Origin of the sequence: Mesorhizobium sp. M0833 (assembly GCF_040319905.1) — a bacterium.
In the GTDB taxonomy this organism is placed as follows: domain Bacteria; phylum Pseudomonadota; class Alphaproteobacteria; order Rhizobiales; family Rhizobiaceae; genus Mesorhizobium.
This window is the reverse complement of the sequence record NZ_JAMYOQ010000001.1, coordinates 303,540-320,893: the sequence shown is the minus strand read 5'-3', so window position 1 is coordinate 320,893 and position 17,354 is coordinate 303,540. Positions and strand designations below refer to the sequence as shown.

Below are 17,354 nucleotides of genomic sequence, written 5' to 3'. Positions count from 1 at the left end.
CAGGGAACGCCTATGCCACTGCAAAACCGGGTCGACCCGTTCGGCGCCATCCATGCCGTGCCGGAGCGCGGCCTGTTCATGGGCAATCGCGGCATCATTCACGACCCCGAGACGAGAACGCTGTTGAAGAAGCGCTGGGCGCTGCAAGCCTGGATCATCTGTGTCTGCGAATACGTTGACGTGCGGCGCCAGCCGATGGGGCGCAACCGGCAAAGCGACGACCAATTAGGCGGCAAGGCCGGCTGGACCGAGCTGTTTTTCCTCGACGAGGTGACGGCACTTGCCGCCGGGCACCGGCCCTGCTTCTTCTGCCGGCGCGAGCGGGCCAGGGATTTTGTCCAGCGCTTCGGCGATGCCTTCGGCCTTGCCGAGCCACGCGCTCCGCAGCTCGACAAGCGCCTGCACAAGGAGCGCCTGGCATCGGGCGGGCGGGCGCCGCGACTGAAACCGGAGGCGCTTGCGGACTTGCCGGACGGCACGATGATCTCGTCAGGAAACAGGGCGTACGCCCTGTTTGACGGCGCCGCGCTGCCCTGGAGTTTCGGCGGCTATGGCGATCCGGTGGGATTCGGCGATTTTGCCGACGGTCCAATCGGCATGCTCACGCCGGCGACAACTGTTTCCGTGCTGAAGCGTGGCTACAGACCTGTCTGGCACGCCAGCGCGGAGGCTTGACGCCGGCGACGGCCTCGCCCATTCCTCGGCGATGCGCGCCAATTACAAGATGCAGCGGCTATTCGTGCCGGACGAACTTGGACCGGATATCGAGTTCGACGTCGGCCAGCAGCAGAGCCATTATCTCTCGCATGTGCTGCGGCTCGGCGAAGGCGCCGAAATTCTGGTCTTCAACGGGCGCGACGGCGAATGGTCGGCGGCGATCGCCGCGAAGTCGAAGAAGGCGTTGCGCCTGAAGGTGATGAAGCTGCAGCGGCCGCAGCCGCCGCTGCCCGATCTCGTCTATTGCTTCGCGCCGCTGAAGCAAGGGCGGCTCGACTACCTCGTGCAAAAGGCGGTGGAGATGGGCGCCGGCATCCTGCAGCCGGTCATCACCCAGCACACGCAAGTGGCAAAACCCGGTATCGAGCGCCTGCGCGCCAATGTCGTCGAGGCGGCCGAGCAATGCGGCATATTGGCGGTGCCGGAGCTGCGCGAAGCGGAAAAATTCGAGCGCCTGCTGGCGGGTTGGGACCGCGAGCGGCGGCTGATCTTCTGCGACGAGGATGCATCAACCAACAATCCCCTGCCGGCATTGCAGGCGGTGCGGGAGAGAAAGCTCGGTCTGCTGGTCGGGCCTGAGGGCGGCTTTTCCGACGAGGAACGCAGGATGCTGAGAGCGCTGCCCTTCGTTACCGCCATTCCGCTCGGCCCGCGCATCCTGCGAGCGGATACGGCGGCGGTGGCGGCACTGGCGCTGATCCAGGCGACAATCGGCGATTGGTGATCAATTCCCGTTACCCTCTGGCTCAGGATTTTTCGCTTGATCGGCTACTGACATTTCGTCCATCTAGCGCCGGCAGTGGCCGCGTGTCCTTTCGGACGCGCAAAGGACGCTGTAGCATTTGATTGGGCACCTGATCCCTTCAGAAAATCGAAGCCGGTTTTCGGGGTCATGTGCGGAGGGCTATTATGGCGCGCGATACCACCGATTTTCGGCCGATCGAAGGCGTCGACGAACTCGTCGAGCACCTGGCCGAAGGCAACAAGCCGCGCGACAAATGGCGCATCGGCACCGAGCACGAGAAATTCCCGTTCTATGTCGACGGCAATGCCCCGGTGCCCTATGGCGGCGAGCGCGGCATCCGCGCCATCCTCGAAGGCATGCAGGACAAACTCGGCTGGGACCCGATCATGGATGCCGGCCGCATCATCGGACTGGTCGAGCCGACCGGTCAGGGCGCGATCTCGCTGGAGCCAGGCGGCCAGTTCGAGCTGTCCGGCGCGCCGCTGGAGACGATCCACCAGACCTGCCGCGAAGGCAATGCGCATCTGGCGCAGGTGCGCGAGATCGCTGAACCGATGGGCATTCGTTTTCTCGGCCTTGGCGGCAGCCCGAAATGGTCGCTGGCCGAGACGCCGAAAATGCCGAAATCGCGCTACGAGATCATGACGCGCTACATGCCCAAGGTCGGCACCAAGGGCCTCGACATGATGTACCGGACCTGCACGATCCAGGTGAACCTCGACTTCGAGAGCGAAGCCGACATGCGCCGCAAGATGCAGGTGTCGCTGAAATTGCAGCCACTGTCGACGGCGCTGTTTGCCAACTCGCCCTTCACCGAAAGCCGGCCGAACGGCTTGCAGAGCTGGCGCGGCGAGATCTGGCGCAACACCGACAATCAGCGCTCCGGCCTCCTCGAATTCTGCTTCTCGCCCGATTTCGGCTTTGCCGATTATGTCGAATGGGCGCTCGACGTGCCGATGTATTTCGTCATCCGCGACGGCCAGTACCATGACATGACTCACATCACCTTCCGCCAGTTCATGGCGGGCGCTGCCCGTAACGAACTGCCGGACGGGCTGCCGACGATGGGCGACTGGGCGAACCATCTGTCGACCCTGTTCCCGGACGTGCGGCTGAAGCGCTTTCTCGAAATGCGCGGCGCCGATGGCGGGCCGTGGCGGCGCATCTGCGCGCTGCCGGCCTTCTGGGTCGGGCTGCTCTACGACGCGGCAGCGCTCGACGCGGCCGAGGCGCTGACCTCGAGCTGGAGCTATGACGAAGTGCTGGCGATGCGCAACGCGGTGCCGCAACAGGGCATTTCGGCGCCCTTCCGCAACACGACGTTGCGCGAGATCGCCCGCGACGTGCTCGTCATCTCGCGCATGGGACTGAAGAACCGTGGCCGCAAGAACCGCGACGGCTACGACGAGACCTCGTTCCTCAACACGCTGGACGAGGTCGTCGCGCGCGGCACGACCAGCGCCGAGGAGATGCTCTCCGCCTACCACACACGCTGGGGCGGCTCGATCGAGCCGGTATTCATGGAATACGCGTATTAACGCTTCCCTGTCCGCATGAGCCACGGTCCGGCAAATTCGCTTCAATCAGTGATGGAAACGAACTAGGCTTCTCCAACGAGGATTTTCCCGGAGGAGAAAACAATGCCTTCCTTGTTCGATATTCTGGCACAGGCCCAGAACGGCAACGGCATGCAGGCGCTGGCCCAGCAGTTCGGGCTGTCGCAGCAGCAGACGCAGGCGGCGGTCGCGGCGCTGCTGCCGGCCTTTTCGCAGGGGCTCAAGCGCAACACGGCGGACCCTTACGGGCTCGGCTCCTTCATGACGGCGATGGCCAGCGGCCAGCACGCCAAATATTTCGAGGATGCAAGCCGGGCTTTCTCGCCGCAGGGCCTCGATGAGGGCAACGGCATTCTCGGCCATCTGTTCGGCTCGAAGGACCTGTCGCGGGCCGTTGCCAACCAGGCCGCGCAGGCGAGTGGCGTCAGCCAGCAGGTGCTGCAGCAGATGCTGCCGGCAATCGCCTCGATGATGATGGGCGGGCTGTTCAAGCAGACCACCAACCAGCTAGGCGGACAGATGCATGCGGCAGGCAGTGGCGGCAATCCGCTCGGCGAACTCATCGAGCAGATGATGCGGCAGGCGGGCGGCGGCAGCCAGGCACCGGCCCCTCAGCCTGCGGCCCCCACGGATAACCCGCTCGGCAAGGTGCTGCAGGATATGTTCGGCGGGCAGCAGCCGCAACAGACGCAGAGCCCTTACGGCGACAACCCGCTGGGCAAGGTGTTGCAGGACATGTTCGGCGGCGGGCAGCAGCCCCAAAGCCAGCCGCAGCAGACACAGAACCCTTATGGTGACAATCCGCTCGGCAAGGTGCTGCAGGATATGTTCGGCGGCGGTGCACCACAGCCACAGCAGCCGCAGAACCAACCCCAGCAGACACAGAACCCTTATGGTGACAATCCGCTCGGCAAAGTACTGCAGGACATGTTCGGCGGTGGCGCACAACAGTCTCAGCCGCGTCAGGCGCCGCAGCAACCCCAGGCGCCGCAGCCGCAGGCCAATCCGAGCGGCAGGCCGAGAAATCCGTTCGACGACCTGTTCGGCAAAATGTTCGAGACAGGCGCCCAGCAGCGCGACGACTACCAGAAAGGCATGGAGTCGATCTTCGACCAGTTCAAGCAAGGCATGGGCCGGCGCTAGACCAGACACCGGCAAGCAATCATCAGTGCCGCCCAAAAAAGAAAGCCCGGTCCTGGGAGGACCGGGCAGCGCGCAGGCTGGCCGGGGGGATCCGGCAGGGAGTGGGGAGCCTGCGTAACTTGGTGGCGTCGTGCCTCAAGAGGTTCAATGCGACCAAAATCGCGAATTTGTGCGATCACACCACCTTGCGGGCAAGATCCTCGATCGTTTCGGCGCGCTCGATGGCGATGACGCGAAGCCTTTCTGTCGGATCTCGGCCAAAGGGTACACCGACAGCGACGTGCAGGTCGGCGCGGGTCAGGCCGATGTCGGCGAGCTCGGCATCCGACATCTCGCCGAGGCGATAAAAGGCGCGGCGGTTTTTCCAGGCGCGGTAAACATTGGCAGCGGCATTGGCCACGCGCGTCGCAACGGCCGGACGCGAGGTGATGCGCGAGGTCTCGGTAGCGAAATCAAACGTAGCCATGTCGGTCTCCTTCACATTCGAACGGGCGAAACCGGTCGATCGGGCGCTGGCAACAGCGGCCGTTCCGGCTTCGATTCACATGCGTTCATGTGGACAAATCGGAATTTGCCATGGCCCGATTGATTAATCCAACGAATGTTTCTAATCTTTAGCATCAGCATCAATGATGGATTAGGCCAATGAAAGCGCCGCTCGATCTCGATCAGTTGCAGACCTTCATCTCGATTGTCGACACCGGCAGCTTTACCCGCGCGGCGGAAGCGGTGCATCGCACCCAGTCGGCGGTGTCGATGCAGATGCGGCGGCTGGAGGAACGGATCGGCAAGCCGCTGTTCGAAAAAGACGGCCGCACCAACAGGCTGACCGAGGAAGGCGATAGACTGCTCTCCTACGCAAGGCGGCTGCTCTATCTCAACAAGGAAACACTGGCCGCCTTCGACGACCGCCGGCTCGAAGGCACCATCCGCATCGGCACGCCGGATGACTATGCCGATCGCTTCCTGCCAGAGATCATGGCGCGGTTTGCCCGCTCCAACCCGCATGTCGAACTGACCGTTATCTGCGAACCGACGCCGGGACTGGTCGAACACATCAAGCGCGGCAATCTCGACCTGGCGCTGGTGACGCACAATGACGCGCGCGGCCAGTCGGAAGTGGTGCGGCGCGAACCGCTGCTGTGGGTTACCTCGGCCAACCACGCGACGCATGAGCAGCCGATCCTGCCGATGGCCTTCGGCCGGCCGAACTGCATCTGGCGGCGGGCGGCCGCCGACGTGCTCGACCAGCAGAACCGCGACTACCGCATCCTATTCACCAGCTTCTCTGCCACCGTCATCGCCGCGGCGGTGCTTTCCGGCCTGGCGATCTCGGTGCTGCCGGAATGCGCGCTGCGGCCCGGCATGCGGGTGCTGGGCGAGGCCGACGGTTTCGGCGCCCTGCCTGATTGCCGCATCGGCATCATGCGCGGCCAGACCTCGCGGCCGGAGATCGTCGACGCGCTTGCGCGCCACATTTCGGAGAGCCTCGACAATATTTCCGTGCCACTCGGCGAGGAGACCGGCACGTTCGATTTCGCCGCCCTCGCCTTCGCCAAGATGAAGCGGACCAAGCCGAACCAGATCCTGCCGGGCTGGTGATCGCGCGATTGGGGCCGACATCGAACACGGCCGCCTTGACGGCGGCCAACAACCGTTCCCCAATCGGCCGATGAGCGACGCAGCACCCGAATCACGCACCAACGCCACCGAGTATACGGTGAGCGAGATTTCCGGCGCGCTGAAGCGCACGGTCGAGGACGTCTTCGGCAATGTACGAGTGCGCGGCGAGATTTCCGGCTATCGCGGACCGCATTCCTCCGGCCATGCCTATTTCTGCCTGAAGGACGATCGAGCGCGGCTCGATGCCGTGGTGTGGAAGACCACGATGACCCGGCTGAAATTCCGTCCCGAGGAAGGCATGGAGGTGATCGCCACCGGCAGGCTCACCACCTATCCCGGAAAATCCAACTACCAGATCGTCATCGACAATCTCGAGCCGGCCGGTGCCGGTGCGCTGATGGCGCTGCTGGACGAGCGCAAGCGCCGGCTGCAGGCCGAAGGGCTGTTCGACGCGGCCCGCAAGCGGCGTCTGCCGTTCATGCCGCGCGTCATCGGCGTGGTCACCTCGCCAACAGGTTCGGTGATCCGCGATATTATCCACCGCATCAAGGACCGGTTCCCGCTGCATGTGCTCGTCTGGCCGGTGCGGGTGCAGGGCGAGACGGCGGGCGCGGAAGTGACCGCTGCCGTCAACGGCTTCAATGCACTACCTTGGGACGGCGCCATCGCGCGGCCCGATCTGTTGATCGTGGCGCGCGGCGGCGGCAGCCTGGAGGATCTGTGGGGCTTCAACGACGAAGCGCTCGCCCGGGCCGTCGCCGCTTCGGGTATTCCCGTGATTTCCGCGGTCGGCCACGAGACCGACTGGACGCTGATCGATCTGGCAGCGGATGTGCGGGCGCCGACGCCAACAGGCGCCGCCGAGATCGCCGTACCGGTCAAAGTCGATCTCGAAGCGACGCTTGCCGGCCTTGGCGCGCGGTTGAAGACCGCACTGTCGCGCAATTTCGAACGCAAGCGGCAGGCGGCGCGCGCAGCCGCCCGGGCGCTGCCCTCGCCCGACCAGTTGCTGGCGCTGCCCCGGCGGCGCTTCGACGAGGCGACGAGCCGGCTCGGCCGGGCGCTGTCGGTCAGCGTCGAGCGCAAGCGGGCCAGGCTTCTGGGCCAGCGTCTGACACCGGCGACCTTGTCGCGGCGCATGAACGAAGCCCGCACACTGACCCGCCGCGACCTCGCCCGAGCGCAAGCGGCGTTCTTCGCCATCGTGCGCGAGCGTCGGGCACGGTTTTCGCGCACGGCCGCCAGACTGTCACCGGCGCCGATCGCCAGACGGCAGAAACTGCGAGGCGATGCCCTGCTGGCACTGGCATGGCGGCAGGACCAGGCGATTTCGCGGCGGCTGGACCGTCTGCGTGGAAAACTGACGCAGGCCGATCGATTGCTGGCGACGCTGTCGCACAAGGCCGTGCTGGCGCGAGGCTTCGCACTGGTCAAGGATGCGGACGGCGCGGTGGTCAAGCGTTCGGCGGAGGTCGTGTCGGGAATGGCGCTTTCGCTGGAGTTCGCCGACGGCACCGCCGATGCCGTCGCCATCAGTGGCACGGCGCGGCCGAAGGCGATTGCCAAGTCGGCAGCCAAGCTCAAGGCGCCGGGCGGCCAAGGCTCGCTTTTCTGAGGAAGACCAAGGCGCTTTTCTGAGGAAGAAATGACCGATCCACATCTTACGACGCCCTCGGGCAAACTGCGTGCACGCGCCGTCGATATCCCATTCGAAGGCACCCCAGGCCGCTTCAATGCCATCACCGATGTGCCCGGCGTGACGGTCGGCTATACGACGCTGATCTCAGGGGACGGGCCGCTCGTTGTCGGCAAGGGTCCGGTACGCACCGGCGTGACCGCGATCCTGCCAAGGCCCAGAGACGAGTTGGCCGTCCCGGCGTTCGCCGGCGTGTTCAGCGCCAATGGCAATGGCGAACTGACCGGCTCACATCTGATAGAGGAGCTCGGAGCGTTCAATCTTCCCATCACCATCACCAACACGCATTCCTGCGGCGTCAGCCGCGACGCAACGTTGCGCTGGATGCAGACGGTGCTGCCGCACGCGCTCGACAGCGCCTGGGCGCTGCCGGTGGCGGGCGAGACTTATGACGGCTTTCTCAACGACATCAACGGCCATCATTTGAGCTTCGAGCATGTGTTTTCCGCGCTCGATACGGCTGAAAGCGGGTCGATCGAAGAGGGCAGCGTCGGCGGCGGCACAGGCATGATCACCTTCGGCTTCAAGGCAGGGTCCGGCACATCCTCGCGCAGCGTCGACTGGAACGGAGAGCGTTTCACGATCGGCTGCTTCGTCCAGTCGAATTTCGGTGCAAGGCGAAACCTCGTCATCCGTGGCATCAGGGCCGGAGCGGAACTCGCCGAACCGGCGATCCGGGACAACACGCCGCGAGCCGAAAAGAGCTCGATCATCGCGATCGTCGCTACCGATGCGCCATTCATGCCGCACCAGTTGAAACGGCTGGCGAAACGCGTGCCGCTCGGCGTCGCGCTGACCGGCGGCTATGGATACAATTCGTCCGGCGATATCTTTCTGGCGTTCAGCACGGCCAATGCTGACGCGGCGCGCGGCGCGGCCGGCAAATTGGCCAGCGCGGGTTACATACCGGATGCCGACATCAACCCGTTCTTCGACGCCGTCATCCAGAGCGTGGAGGAAGCAATCCTCAATGCTTTGGTCGCCAATGAAGACATGACCGGGCGCGACGGCAATTTCGTGCCGGCATTGCCGCAAGGGTGGCTTAAGGAGAGATTTGGCAAAGCTGCGCGGCGATGAGACCGCGCAACCGCATCAGACAGGCAATGTTCGCCCGGCAGGTTTTGCCGGAGGCGGTCCGTCAGCCGGCAGACTTATTGGAATTCTGCTCGTCCTGCTCGGCCTCGGCCGCCTCTTCGAGCCTCGAAGCAATGAGCTCCTGAATGTCGCCGACCTCTTCCTGAATATCCTCCAGGGGTATGCCGGCTTCGGCAGCCTTGGCCGCGCATTCCCTGGCGAGGGTCTCCGCCTGCTTCTCGATTCTGGCTGGCGAGGGCTGGCAGTGGACTTTTTCGCCAATCCACCCGCGCAAGAACTCGATCGCGTGTTCACTCATACTGCTGTTTCCCTAGCGGCTATGCCGATTGGTAATCATAAACGTCGGCATCTTCGAAAAGATGCGTGCTGCCATTCGAGCCGAGTCGGCTTCGCCCGGCAAGCCGAACTTGTCCGAGGTCCACAGAGCTAAAGGGAATGGAGGGTTCAAGGAGCACGTTCTAGTTCTTGAGGACTGATTCTCTCGAGGAAACTCGTTCGACCCGCGCTATTGTTTCTATTTGCTTTTTTTCGGTTTTCAAGCCGTTTTAGATCACAATAGATGTCACAATAGCTAGCACATTTACCGCGCTCTCGCTGGCACCACGTAAAAGGCGAGCCGTCAAAGCCGCCGCTATATAGTGACAACCATTTGCAATGTCGACTCTGCTCGCGGTCCTGCTTCTTTCCGCCGCGCTTGCTGGGAGAGATGTGGTGTGACCGGCCTTGCAGTGCAAGCTGCCGAACGCGTTATGCAAGGCATGCAATAGCGTCTTGTGGAGCCCTGAAGTGCTTGTCTCAGGGTGGCTCTCTACCGCTGGCGGTAAAGGATCATGCCGGCATGATAGAGGACGCCTTCGACGAACTCACCATCCGCGGTGAAGCCCGTATCGTCCCAGTATTCTATGTGGTTGCCCTGCACTTCGTAGCGTCCCTGATAGGCGCTCTCGCGGTCACCACGCCCTTCGTCATAACGGCCGTTCGGCAGGAGTTCGTGCCTGATATGGCGATCCCCGGTGACCCAAAGTCCGACGTAAGGATGATCTTGCTGCGTCATTGGTTCCTCTGCAAGGATTGGAGTTGAAGGAAGGGTCAGGCCGGTTGGAGCTACAGCAAGGGCAATCCCCGTAAGCACTGCGCTCAAAGTGGATGGCATCAATGCGCCGCCTTCGTCGGACGCACGACGATCTCGTTGACGTCGACATCGTCGGGCTGTTCGATTGCGTAGCGCACTGCCTTGGCGATGGCATCGGGTTGCAGGGCAATAGCACGCCAGGTTTTCATGGCGGCGGCAGCGGCTTCGTCGGAGATCGTGTTCGCCAGCTCGCTTTCCACCACGCCGGGATGAATGCAGGTTACCCGGATATCGTCACTCTCCTGGCGGAGCCCATCGGAAATCGCGCGGACAGCGTATTTCGTTGCGCAATAGACGGCAGCCATGGGCGAGACGGCCAGTGCGCCAATGGAACCGATATTGATAATATGCCCGGAGCCACGTGCCGTCATCTCAGGCAGCACCGCCGCGATGCCGTACAGAACACCCTTGATGTTGACGTCCACCATCAGCTCCCACTCGTCGACCTTGATGGCTGACATGGCCGACAGCGGCATGATGCCCGCATTGTTGACGATGACATCTACCTGGCCCCATTCGGCCCGGGCGGCATCGGCGAATGCTGCGACGTCCGCCCTCCTGGTGACGTCGAGCGCTCGCACGCGAACCGTTCCACCAGCCGCCTCGATTTCTGCCGCAAGCGCTTCAAGGCGGTCGGTGCGCCGCGCGCCGAGCATCAGCTTTGCACCTGCCGCGCCAAGTTCGCGGGCGATGCCAGCACCGATGCCGCTGGAGGCACCGGTGATCAGAACAACTTTGTTCATGGTCATCGTAGATGATCCTTTTGGTTTTTATTTCACGATGTGAAGGGATGGCGTGCGGATGAGCTCCCGCGGCGCGCCGGCTTTATAGGGGATCACTGGGCGGTGTAGCCGCCATCGACCAGAAGCAACGCCCCGGTGATGAAGCTGGATGCCGGCGAGGCAAGAAAGGCGATGGCCTCGGCAACTTCTTGCGGCTGGCCGATCCGGCCGATCGGATGCGCATTGCCGAAGCTGCGCAGCATCTCCCGGCCATTCTCCACCACACCTTCCATGATGTCGGTTTCGATCACGCCAGGGGCAACGGCGTTGCAGCGAATGCCCATACGCCCATATTCGATCGCGATTACCTTGGTCAGCTGTGCGACAGCCGCCTTGGAGGAGGCATAGGCCGCCTGCGTCTCGAAGGCCGCGACGGCCGAGATTGATGAGACATTGACGATCGCGCCGCCACCACCGGCGGCCATCAGTTCCACAGCGGCACGGGCGGTGACGAAGCTGCCGCGCGCGTTGATCTGCAGAATGCGGTCGTAGTCGTCGACCGAGGTCTCCGTCAGACGTTTGTTGAGCGTGCGACCGGCATTGTTCACGACGATGTCAAGGCGTCCGAAGCGCTTCGCCGCGAGCTCGACCGAGCGTCGGGCCAGATCCTCGTCGGCGACGTCGCCGACCAGGGTTGCCACGTCCTCGGCTTCCAATTCGCGTACGGTGTCGCTGAGATCGCTTGCCACGATCCGGGCACCCCGCGCACGCAGCAGCTCCGCCGTGCAGCGACCGATGCCGCGTGCCGCGCCGGTCACGAGGGCGACTTTTCCATCCAGGTCCCAGGAGGAAGGGAGTGATGTCATGGAATATCTCCTTGTCGGTCGGCTTCGGCTTGGATCGGGAGGATCAAGCCTTCTTGCCGTTGCGACAGAGATAGAGCCATGGCATTGTCGCGATAAGCCGCCCATTGTTAACCTCTAAGATAAGTCTTGCTAACCAATGGACATCGATCTCAATGCAATTGCCGTCTTCGTCACGGTGGCCGAGGAACGCAATTTTCGCGCTGCGGCGGACCGGTTGGGCGTGACGCGCTCGGCGGTCAGCCAAAGCATCCTCAGGCTTGAACAGCGTCTGGGGATCGCATTGCTGCAGCGCACGACACGCAGCGTCAACCTGACCGAAGCGGGCGAGCGCCTGTTGGCGAGCGTCGCACCGGCGATCGCCGACGTGAACGCGGCAGTCGAAGCCACCACGGAGTTTCTGGACCGCCCGCGCGGCCGCCTGCGGATCGCGGTTTCGTCTATCGCAGAGACCTTTCTGTCAGGACCGTTGCTGGCGTCCTTTGCAGAAACGTTTCCCGAGGTGCATCTGGACATCGTGGTGACAGACGAGGAATTCGACATCGTTGCCGAAGGCTATGATGCCGGAGTCAGGCTCGGCGAAGTGATTGAGCAGGACATGATCGCCGTGCCGGTATCGGGCGATCAGCGGCAGATGGCCGTCTGCGCCCCGCGCTATCTCGAAAAGTTCGGAGCACCCGCCCATCCGCGCGAGCTTGTGGCTCATCGCTGTATCGGCTGGCGGCCGGCGCCGGGAGTTTCGCCCTATCGGTGGGAGTTTGGCGAGGACGGGCGCGAATTCGACGTGGCGGTTGCGCCCGAGATCACGACCAACGACATGTGGCTGATGATCCGGCTGGCCGTTGCAGGCGCCGGGATCACGTTCGGCATGGCGGATACATTCCGCCCCTGGATCGACCGCGGCGAGCTTGTACCAATCCTCGACGGCTATTTCCCGCCGTTTGCTGGTTTCTATCTCTATTTCCCCAGCCGACGGAATGTCGCGCCGAAGCTGAGAGCCCTCGTGGACCACCTGCGCGGCGCGCGTCAGGCGCGGGCCCGTCGGTGAGGCGACCGGTCATAAGACCGCTTTGGCAGTATTTTGCCGGTCAGAAGTGTGGCTGAAAGGTGATGGTACCGTTGGCTGGGATCGAACCAGCGACCTCCGGATCCACAATCCGGCGCTCTAACCATCTGAGCTACAACGGCACGTTTGCCAGAGCGGGATCGAGATGAAACGTTCGGGACCCGCTCTTTCGTTCGGCGATGCGTCCATACGGGCTATCGGAGTTTAATTCAAGGCTTTTGGCAAGGCAAAAGCTCGCTCCGGCATCGCGTCATTTTCCGCCGGACAAAGAAAAGGCCGGCGGGAGGAGGTGCCGGCCTTTTCCTGTTACGAGCCAGCGGGAGGAGGTGCTGGCTGGTTACCCCGGTGAGCAGAGGGAGGAGGTTCCACTCGCCGGGTATTCGTTTGAACGACTATATCGCACATCTATTTGTCTGACGAAATGCGACCTTTTGATGCATCGTTAGACTATGTGCAAATATTAGGCGATCTTGATTTCTTTCATGGCCTTCTCGAAGGCGGTCTTGATCGGCTTGGATACGTCCTCGGCCGCCTTGGCAGCAACCGCCTGGAAGTCCTTGGCCTGCTCGACGGTCATTTCGACGCGCTTGCGCAGGAAAGCGGTCTGCAACTCGACGACTTCCGACAGCGACTTGGCGCCGATCAGCGCTTCGAAATGCGAGAAGCCGGCTTCGGCATTGGCGCGCAGGGCGGCGATGGTCTTGAGCGACAGGTCGCTGGAAACGGACTTGGCGGTCTCGTAGGTCGACTCCAGAGCCTTCTGGGTCTCCTCGGCCCCGGTCTTCAGCTTGGCATAGGCCTCTTTCGACTGCTCGACGCCCTTTTCGGCGAAAGCGCGGATCTGGTCAGTGGCCTTGGAAGCGTCGAAGCTCGGGAATTCAACGTTTTCGATCGTTTCAGCGGTCTTGGTCCTGGACATTTTCCATCCTTTTCAGCGGCAGCGGCTTTGACGAAAAGCCGTCTCGTTCATGTATCATGGCAATATAAAGGCAATTTTTGTGCATTGCAACATGTTTGTTGCATCGCACCATATATTATTTGTTCGTGGCGTTAACCACGCGCCTAGAGATTCCATTGGTTGCACGCTATGACTTGTGGACCTTCGCGCCGTCGGCTTTTATTAACAAAGCGTTAACCGCAAATTGCCCGCTCTGTGAGGGTCGCCAAACGCATGCCGGCTGAAAACTACTCCTTCCTCGATGTCGCCGTGCTCGACGCGGTCCGCCTGCGCTTCGCCGCAGGCGACGCGATCGCTATTCTGTCGGCAGATCTCGAGCAGGTGATCTGGGCCAACGGCCCCGGCGCAGCGGTATTCGGCTATCCCGACATCGGCGCGATCATCGGCGCCTCGGCAGGTTTGCCGCTGATCGCCAGGCGCCAGATCATGGCAACCAGCGGTTTTCCGCAGATCGGCCGCGACCGTGCCATCACGGTTCGGCTGGCGACCGGCCTGACCAGCCGCGCGGTCGGCTTCCTGGCCAGCGCAGTGACCATGCCCGATGGAGAGGAAGCAATCATGCTGGCGCTGCCGGCGGCGCAGACCGGCTCGCGCAGTGCGGCCGAGATCGCCGATCGCGCCATCGGTGGTTTTACGGAAGACGGCCACTACATCGCCTTTGTCGACGCCAAGGGCAATATCGACGCCGCATCGGACGGCTTTTCGGCACTCGGCATCCGGCCTGAGACGCTGGCCGCGCTTGTCGCCGACGTGGCGAACGAGAGCGACCGCATCGTCAAGCGCCTGGTCCCGGGTGGATCCAGCTCCTATCCGGCGGGCCTTGCCCGGCTGACGGACGAGCGGCATCTGCTGGTGGTGATCGACGAGGACCGGCTCGACGGCGGGGCCCCTGATGGCGAGCGCGCCGGGGGGGAAACCGGCAGCGAAGCAGCAGCGGCACCGAGCGGTGGCGATCTTCCCCAGCCGACGGGCCAAGACAACGAGCCGCCAATCGCCAGGATGGGCGCGGCGGAGATCAACCTTGCAGCGATGGAAGGCACCTCAGCATCGGCGGAGCACGAAGCTGTCGACGCGGCTGACAATCAACACACGGTTGGCGAAACGCCGACGCAGCATGATCATTGGTACTTCAATGCCGGCGACGACGCGCAGGTCCCGCCCGGGGCAGCTGCGTCCGGCAAAGCCGAGAACAGCCCGGACGCTTCGCAGGCCGGCGCGGATACTTCGCCGGAAAGCGCCGCAAAAGCCACCAAAGCCGCCTCCCCGGCCGAACGCCGCGCTTCGGCGATCGATCGCACCGCCGCGCCCATGCGTTTCGTCTGGCGTACCGACGCGGAGGGCCGGTTCAGCGCCCTGTCGCCGGAATTTGCCGAGCTTGTCGGCAGGCCTGCCGCCGACGTGATCGGCCGCCGCTTCGAGGATGTTTCGGCCGCCTATGGCCTCGATGCTTCTGGCGAGATTGCCGGCCTGCTCGAACGGCGCGACACCTGGTCCGGCCGCTCCGTGCTGTGGCCGGTCGCCGGCACCGATCTGAAGATACCCGTCGATCTGGCGGCGCTCCCGGTTTACAGCCGCAGCCGGGTTTTCGAAGGTTTTCGCGGTTTTGGCGTCGCCAGGAGCGGCGATGCGGTGGTCGATCCGGATGCCGTCGGCATGGCCCTTGTCGCCGAGGAGAAGCCCGCCGCGAGCGTTGGGCCGGAAGCCGTCGAACCTGCCCCAGCGACACCGAAACCCGCCGATCCGTTCAGGGGCGAAGTGCCGGCGTTGACCATCGTGCCAAAGCCCGAGCGGCGCTTTGCCGACAAGGTGATCCGGCTGGCCGAGCACCGGCAGCCGGCCAACGACAAGGGCCTGTCGACGCTGGAACGCAGCGCGTTTCGCGAGATTGGCGAGCGTCTCAAGAAGGACAGCACCCCGGCCGAAGAACAGCCCAGCGCCGGAAAGCAGAAGCCGGTTGAGAAAGTCGAGGCAGCCGGCAATGCCGACGAGCCAAAGCTGAAAGGAGCCGGCCCGACGGACAAGGGTGAGATGCCGGAACCAGGTCCGGAAAGCGAGGCGGCTGCCGCCGAACCACCCGAGGCCGATGCCGAGGACCAGAAGGACCTCGCCCGGCTCGACAGCGAGCAGCCGGATGAGGCGGTAGCAGAGGCGCAAGCCGGCGAACCCGTCACACGCCCTGTTTCCGGATCGCTGCTCGACTATGCCGACCGCGAACCCAGCGATGAAGCGCAGGAAGGCGACGAGCCCAGCACGGACGGTCGAACGATCGTCGCCGAAGCGCCGCGGGATGGCGACGATGATAGCATGACGGCCGAAGATTTCCGTGACGCCGAGGACAGCGAGGATTGGTCCGAGGACAGCGCAGCCGACGCTGCCGGCCAGGTGCCGCCCGTCGAGCGGCCGCAGGCACCACCGCTCAAACTCGGCGGCTTCGTGCCGTCGGCGTTTGCCGGAGCGGACAACAAGGGGCCGGATACCTCGATCCTCGGCAAGCTGCCGGTGCCGTTGCTTATCCATTCCGGCGATCAACTGCACTACGCGAACGACGAATTCCTCGGCTTGACCGGCTATGCGACGCTCAACGCCCTGGACGAGGCGGGCGGGCTCGGCGCGCTGTTTGCCGACCCTTATGCCGACGACGGCAGTTCGGAGGGCGGCGACCGCGCATTGCGGCTGAAGACGCGCGACGGTCAGGAGTTTCCGATCGACGCAATTTTGCGTTCCGTCCCCTGGGCAAACGGCAAGGCACTGATGCTGGTCGTACGCCGTTCCGGCGACGACGAAGCAGCAGCCATTCCGCATGGCGCTGCCGACGACCAAACGCAGCCGGATGTTTCCGAGCTCAAGGCGCGCATTGCCGAAATGCGCACCATCATCGACACCGCCACCGACGGCGTTGTGCTGATCGGCCGTAACGGAACGATCCGTTCAATTAGCCGTCCGGCGGAAGCGCTGTTCGGCTTCGACAGCGACGAGGTGACCGGCAAGCCGTTCGTCTCGCTGTTTGCGATCGAAAGCCAGCGCGCGGCGCGTGACTATCTCGAGGGTTTGTCGGAGCCCGGCGTTGCAAGCGTGATGAACGATGGCCGCGAGGTGATCGGACGCGAGGCGCAGGGGCGCTTCATTCCGCTGTTCATGACCATCGGCAGGCTGCCCAACGACAGCGGCTTCTGCGCAGTGGTGCGCGACATCACCCAGTGGAAGCGGGCCGAAGAGGACCTGACCCAGGCGCGCGCGGTCGCCGAACGCGCCTCGTCGCAGAAGACCGATTTTCTGGCCCGCATCAGCCACGAGATCCGCACGCCGCTCAACGCCGTCATCGGCTTTTCCGAGCTGATGGTCGACGAGAAATTCGGACCGGTGGCCAATGACCGCTATCGCGACTATCTGCGCGACATCAACCGTTCGGGCAACCACGTGCTCGATCTGGTCAACGACCTGCTCGATATTTCGAAAATCGAGGCCGGCCAGCAGGAGATGGCCTATGAGGCGGTGTCGCTTAACGACACGCTGGCCGAAACCGTGGCGATGATGCAGCCGCAAGCCAACCGGGAACGCGTCATCATCCGCTCCAGCTTCGCCTCACGACTGCCGGAAGTGGTGGCCGATCTGCGCAGCGTTCGGCAGATCGCGCTCAACATCCTGTCGAACGCCGTCCGCTACACGCAGGCCGGCGGCCAGGTTATCGTGTCGACGGCCTACGAACTCTCCGGCGATGTCGTCATGCGCGTGCGCGATACCGGCATCGGCATGAGCCCGTCCGAGATAGAGCAGGCGCTGAAGCCGTTCAAGCAGATCAATGCGCTGAAGCGCGGCCGCGGCGACGGCACCGGTCTTGGGCTGCCGCTGACCAAGGCGATGGTCGAAGCGAACCGGGCCCGGTTCACCATCAACTCGACGCCCGGCGAGGGAACCCTGGTCGAAGTCGCCTTTCCCTCGACCCGTGTGCTCGCCGGTTAGCTATGGTTGCGCAAAGAAAAAAGGCGTCCAACAGGACGCCTTGAATGATAGGATTGCTGTCACAACGGGGCTTGAGCG

Annotated in this window: 15 protein-coding genes and 1 tRNA gene; 9 read left to right on the top strand and 7 right to left on the bottom strand. The window is 63.6% G+C overall.

Features of this window, described 5'->3' with window-relative positions:
* Positions 1-12: 12 nt before the first annotated feature.
* From NKH98_RS01510 to NKH98_RS01495, 4 genes are all read left to right on the top strand, one after another.
* Positions 13-675, top strand: coding sequence for a hypothetical protein (locus tag NKH98_RS01510; protein ID WP_352896120.1), 663 nt, complete (start codon positions 13-15; stop codon positions 673-675).
* Between the two features lie 31 nt (positions 676-706).
* Positions 707-1,441 (top strand): 16S rRNA (uracil(1498)-N(3))-methyltransferase, encoded by a 735-nt coding sequence (locus NKH98_RS01505; protein ID WP_352506914.1) that lies wholly within the window; start codon positions 707-709, stop codon positions 1,439-1,441.
* 185 nt (positions 1,442-1,626) lie between these two features.
* Positions 1,627-3,000, top strand: a complete 1,374-nt coding sequence (locus NKH98_RS01500; protein ID WP_352644176.1) for a glutamate--cysteine ligase — start codon at positions 1,627-1,629, stop codon at positions 2,998-3,000.
* Between the two features lie 102 nt (positions 3,001-3,102).
* Complete coding sequence (locus NKH98_RS01495) at positions 3,103-4,161, top strand: DUF937 domain-containing protein (RefSeq protein ID WP_352896117.1); 1,059 nt, start codon at positions 3,103-3,105, stop codon at positions 4,159-4,161.
* Positions 4,162-4,336: 175 nt separating this feature from the next.
* Here NKH98_RS01495 and NKH98_RS01490 read toward each other — a convergent pair whose 3' ends face one another.
* Entirely contained in the window at positions 4,337-4,627 is a 291-nt protein-coding gene (locus tag NKH98_RS01490) for a DUF1127 domain-containing protein (RefSeq protein WP_352475835.1), read from the bottom strand.
* Between the two features lie 179 nt (positions 4,628-4,806).
* Here NKH98_RS01490 and NKH98_RS01485 point away from each other — a divergent pair, with 179 nt between their 5' ends.
* The 3 genes from NKH98_RS01485 (at position 4,807) to NKH98_RS01475 (ending at position 8,557) form a co-directional block, all read left to right on the top strand.
* On the top strand, positions 4,807-5,763 hold the full coding sequence (locus NKH98_RS01485) for a LysR substrate-binding domain-containing protein (RefSeq protein ID WP_023716458.1): 957 nt from the start codon (positions 4,807-4,809) through the stop codon (positions 5,761-5,763).
* Between the two features lie 70 nt (positions 5,764-5,833).
* Positions 5,834-7,399 carry an exodeoxyribonuclease VII large subunit gene (gene xseA, locus NKH98_RS01480; RefSeq protein ID WP_352896114.1) on the top strand — a complete coding sequence of 522 codons (1,566 nt, stop codon included), beginning with the start codon at positions 5,834-5,836 and terminating at the stop codon, positions 7,397-7,399.
* A 30-nt stretch (positions 7,400-7,429) separates the two neighbouring features.
* Entirely contained in the window at positions 7,430-8,557 is a 1,128-nt protein-coding gene (locus NKH98_RS01475; protein ID WP_352896111.1) for a DmpA family aminopeptidase, read from the top strand.
* 61 nt (positions 8,558-8,618) lie between these two features.
* Here the strand turns inward: NKH98_RS01475 and NKH98_RS01470 are convergent, their stop codons facing one another.
* The 4 genes from NKH98_RS01470 to NKH98_RS01455 all read right to left on the bottom strand — a co-directional run bounded on the left by NKH98_RS01470 (position 8,619) and on the right by NKH98_RS01455 (position 11,295).
* Positions 8,619-8,873 (bottom strand): hypothetical protein, encoded by a 255-nt coding sequence (locus NKH98_RS01470; protein WP_352644184.1) that lies wholly within the window; start codon positions 8,871-8,873, stop codon positions 8,619-8,621.
* A gap of 510 nt (positions 8,874-9,383) precedes the next feature.
* Complete coding sequence (locus tag NKH98_RS01465; RefSeq protein ID WP_352896109.1) at positions 9,384-9,728, bottom strand: Atu4866 domain-containing protein; 345 nt, start codon at positions 9,726-9,728, stop codon at positions 9,384-9,386.
* Positions 9,728-10,456 carry an SDR family oxidoreductase gene (locus tag NKH98_RS01460; RefSeq protein WP_352896106.1) on the bottom strand — a complete coding sequence of 243 codons (729 nt, stop codon included), beginning with the start codon at positions 10,454-10,456 and terminating at the stop codon, positions 9,728-9,730. Before NKH98_RS01460 ends, NKH98_RS01465 begins: the two co-directional genes overlap by 1 nt.
* An 86-nt stretch (positions 10,457-10,542) precedes the next feature.
* Positions 10,543-11,295 carry an SDR family NAD(P)-dependent oxidoreductase gene (locus NKH98_RS01455; protein ID WP_352475841.1) on the bottom strand — a complete coding sequence of 251 codons (753 nt, stop codon included), beginning with the start codon at positions 11,293-11,295 and terminating at the stop codon, positions 10,543-10,545.
* Positions 11,296-11,431: 136 nt separating this feature from the next.
* Here NKH98_RS01455 and NKH98_RS01450 point away from each other — a divergent pair, with 136 nt between their 5' ends.
* Positions 11,432-12,340 carry a LysR family transcriptional regulator gene (locus tag NKH98_RS01450; protein ID WP_352644190.1) on the top strand — a complete coding sequence of 303 codons (909 nt, stop codon included), beginning with the start codon at positions 11,432-11,434 and terminating at the stop codon, positions 12,338-12,340.
* Positions 12,341-12,403: 63 nt separating this feature from the next.
* Here the strand turns inward: NKH98_RS01450 and NKH98_RS01445 are convergent.
* Together NKH98_RS01445 and NKH98_RS01440 are read right to left on the bottom strand one after the other, a co-directional pair.
* Positions 12,404-12,480, bottom strand: a tRNA-His gene (locus tag NKH98_RS01445).
* Positions 12,481-12,818: 338 nt separating this feature from the next.
* Positions 12,819-13,277 carry a phasin gene (locus NKH98_RS01440; protein ID WP_352644192.1) on the bottom strand — a complete coding sequence of 153 codons (459 nt, stop codon included), beginning with the start codon at positions 13,275-13,277 and terminating at the stop codon, positions 12,819-12,821.
* Positions 13,278-13,529: 252 nt separating this feature from the next.
* Here NKH98_RS01440 and NKH98_RS01435 point away from each other — a divergent pair, with 252 nt between their 5' ends.
* The gene (locus tag NKH98_RS01435; protein WP_352896102.1) at positions 13,530-17,276 is read left to right on the top strand and encodes a PAS domain S-box protein; all 3,747 of its coding nucleotides are present in this window, start codon (positions 13,530-13,532) and stop codon (positions 17,274-17,276) included.
* Positions 17,277-17,354 lie beyond the last annotated feature (78 nt).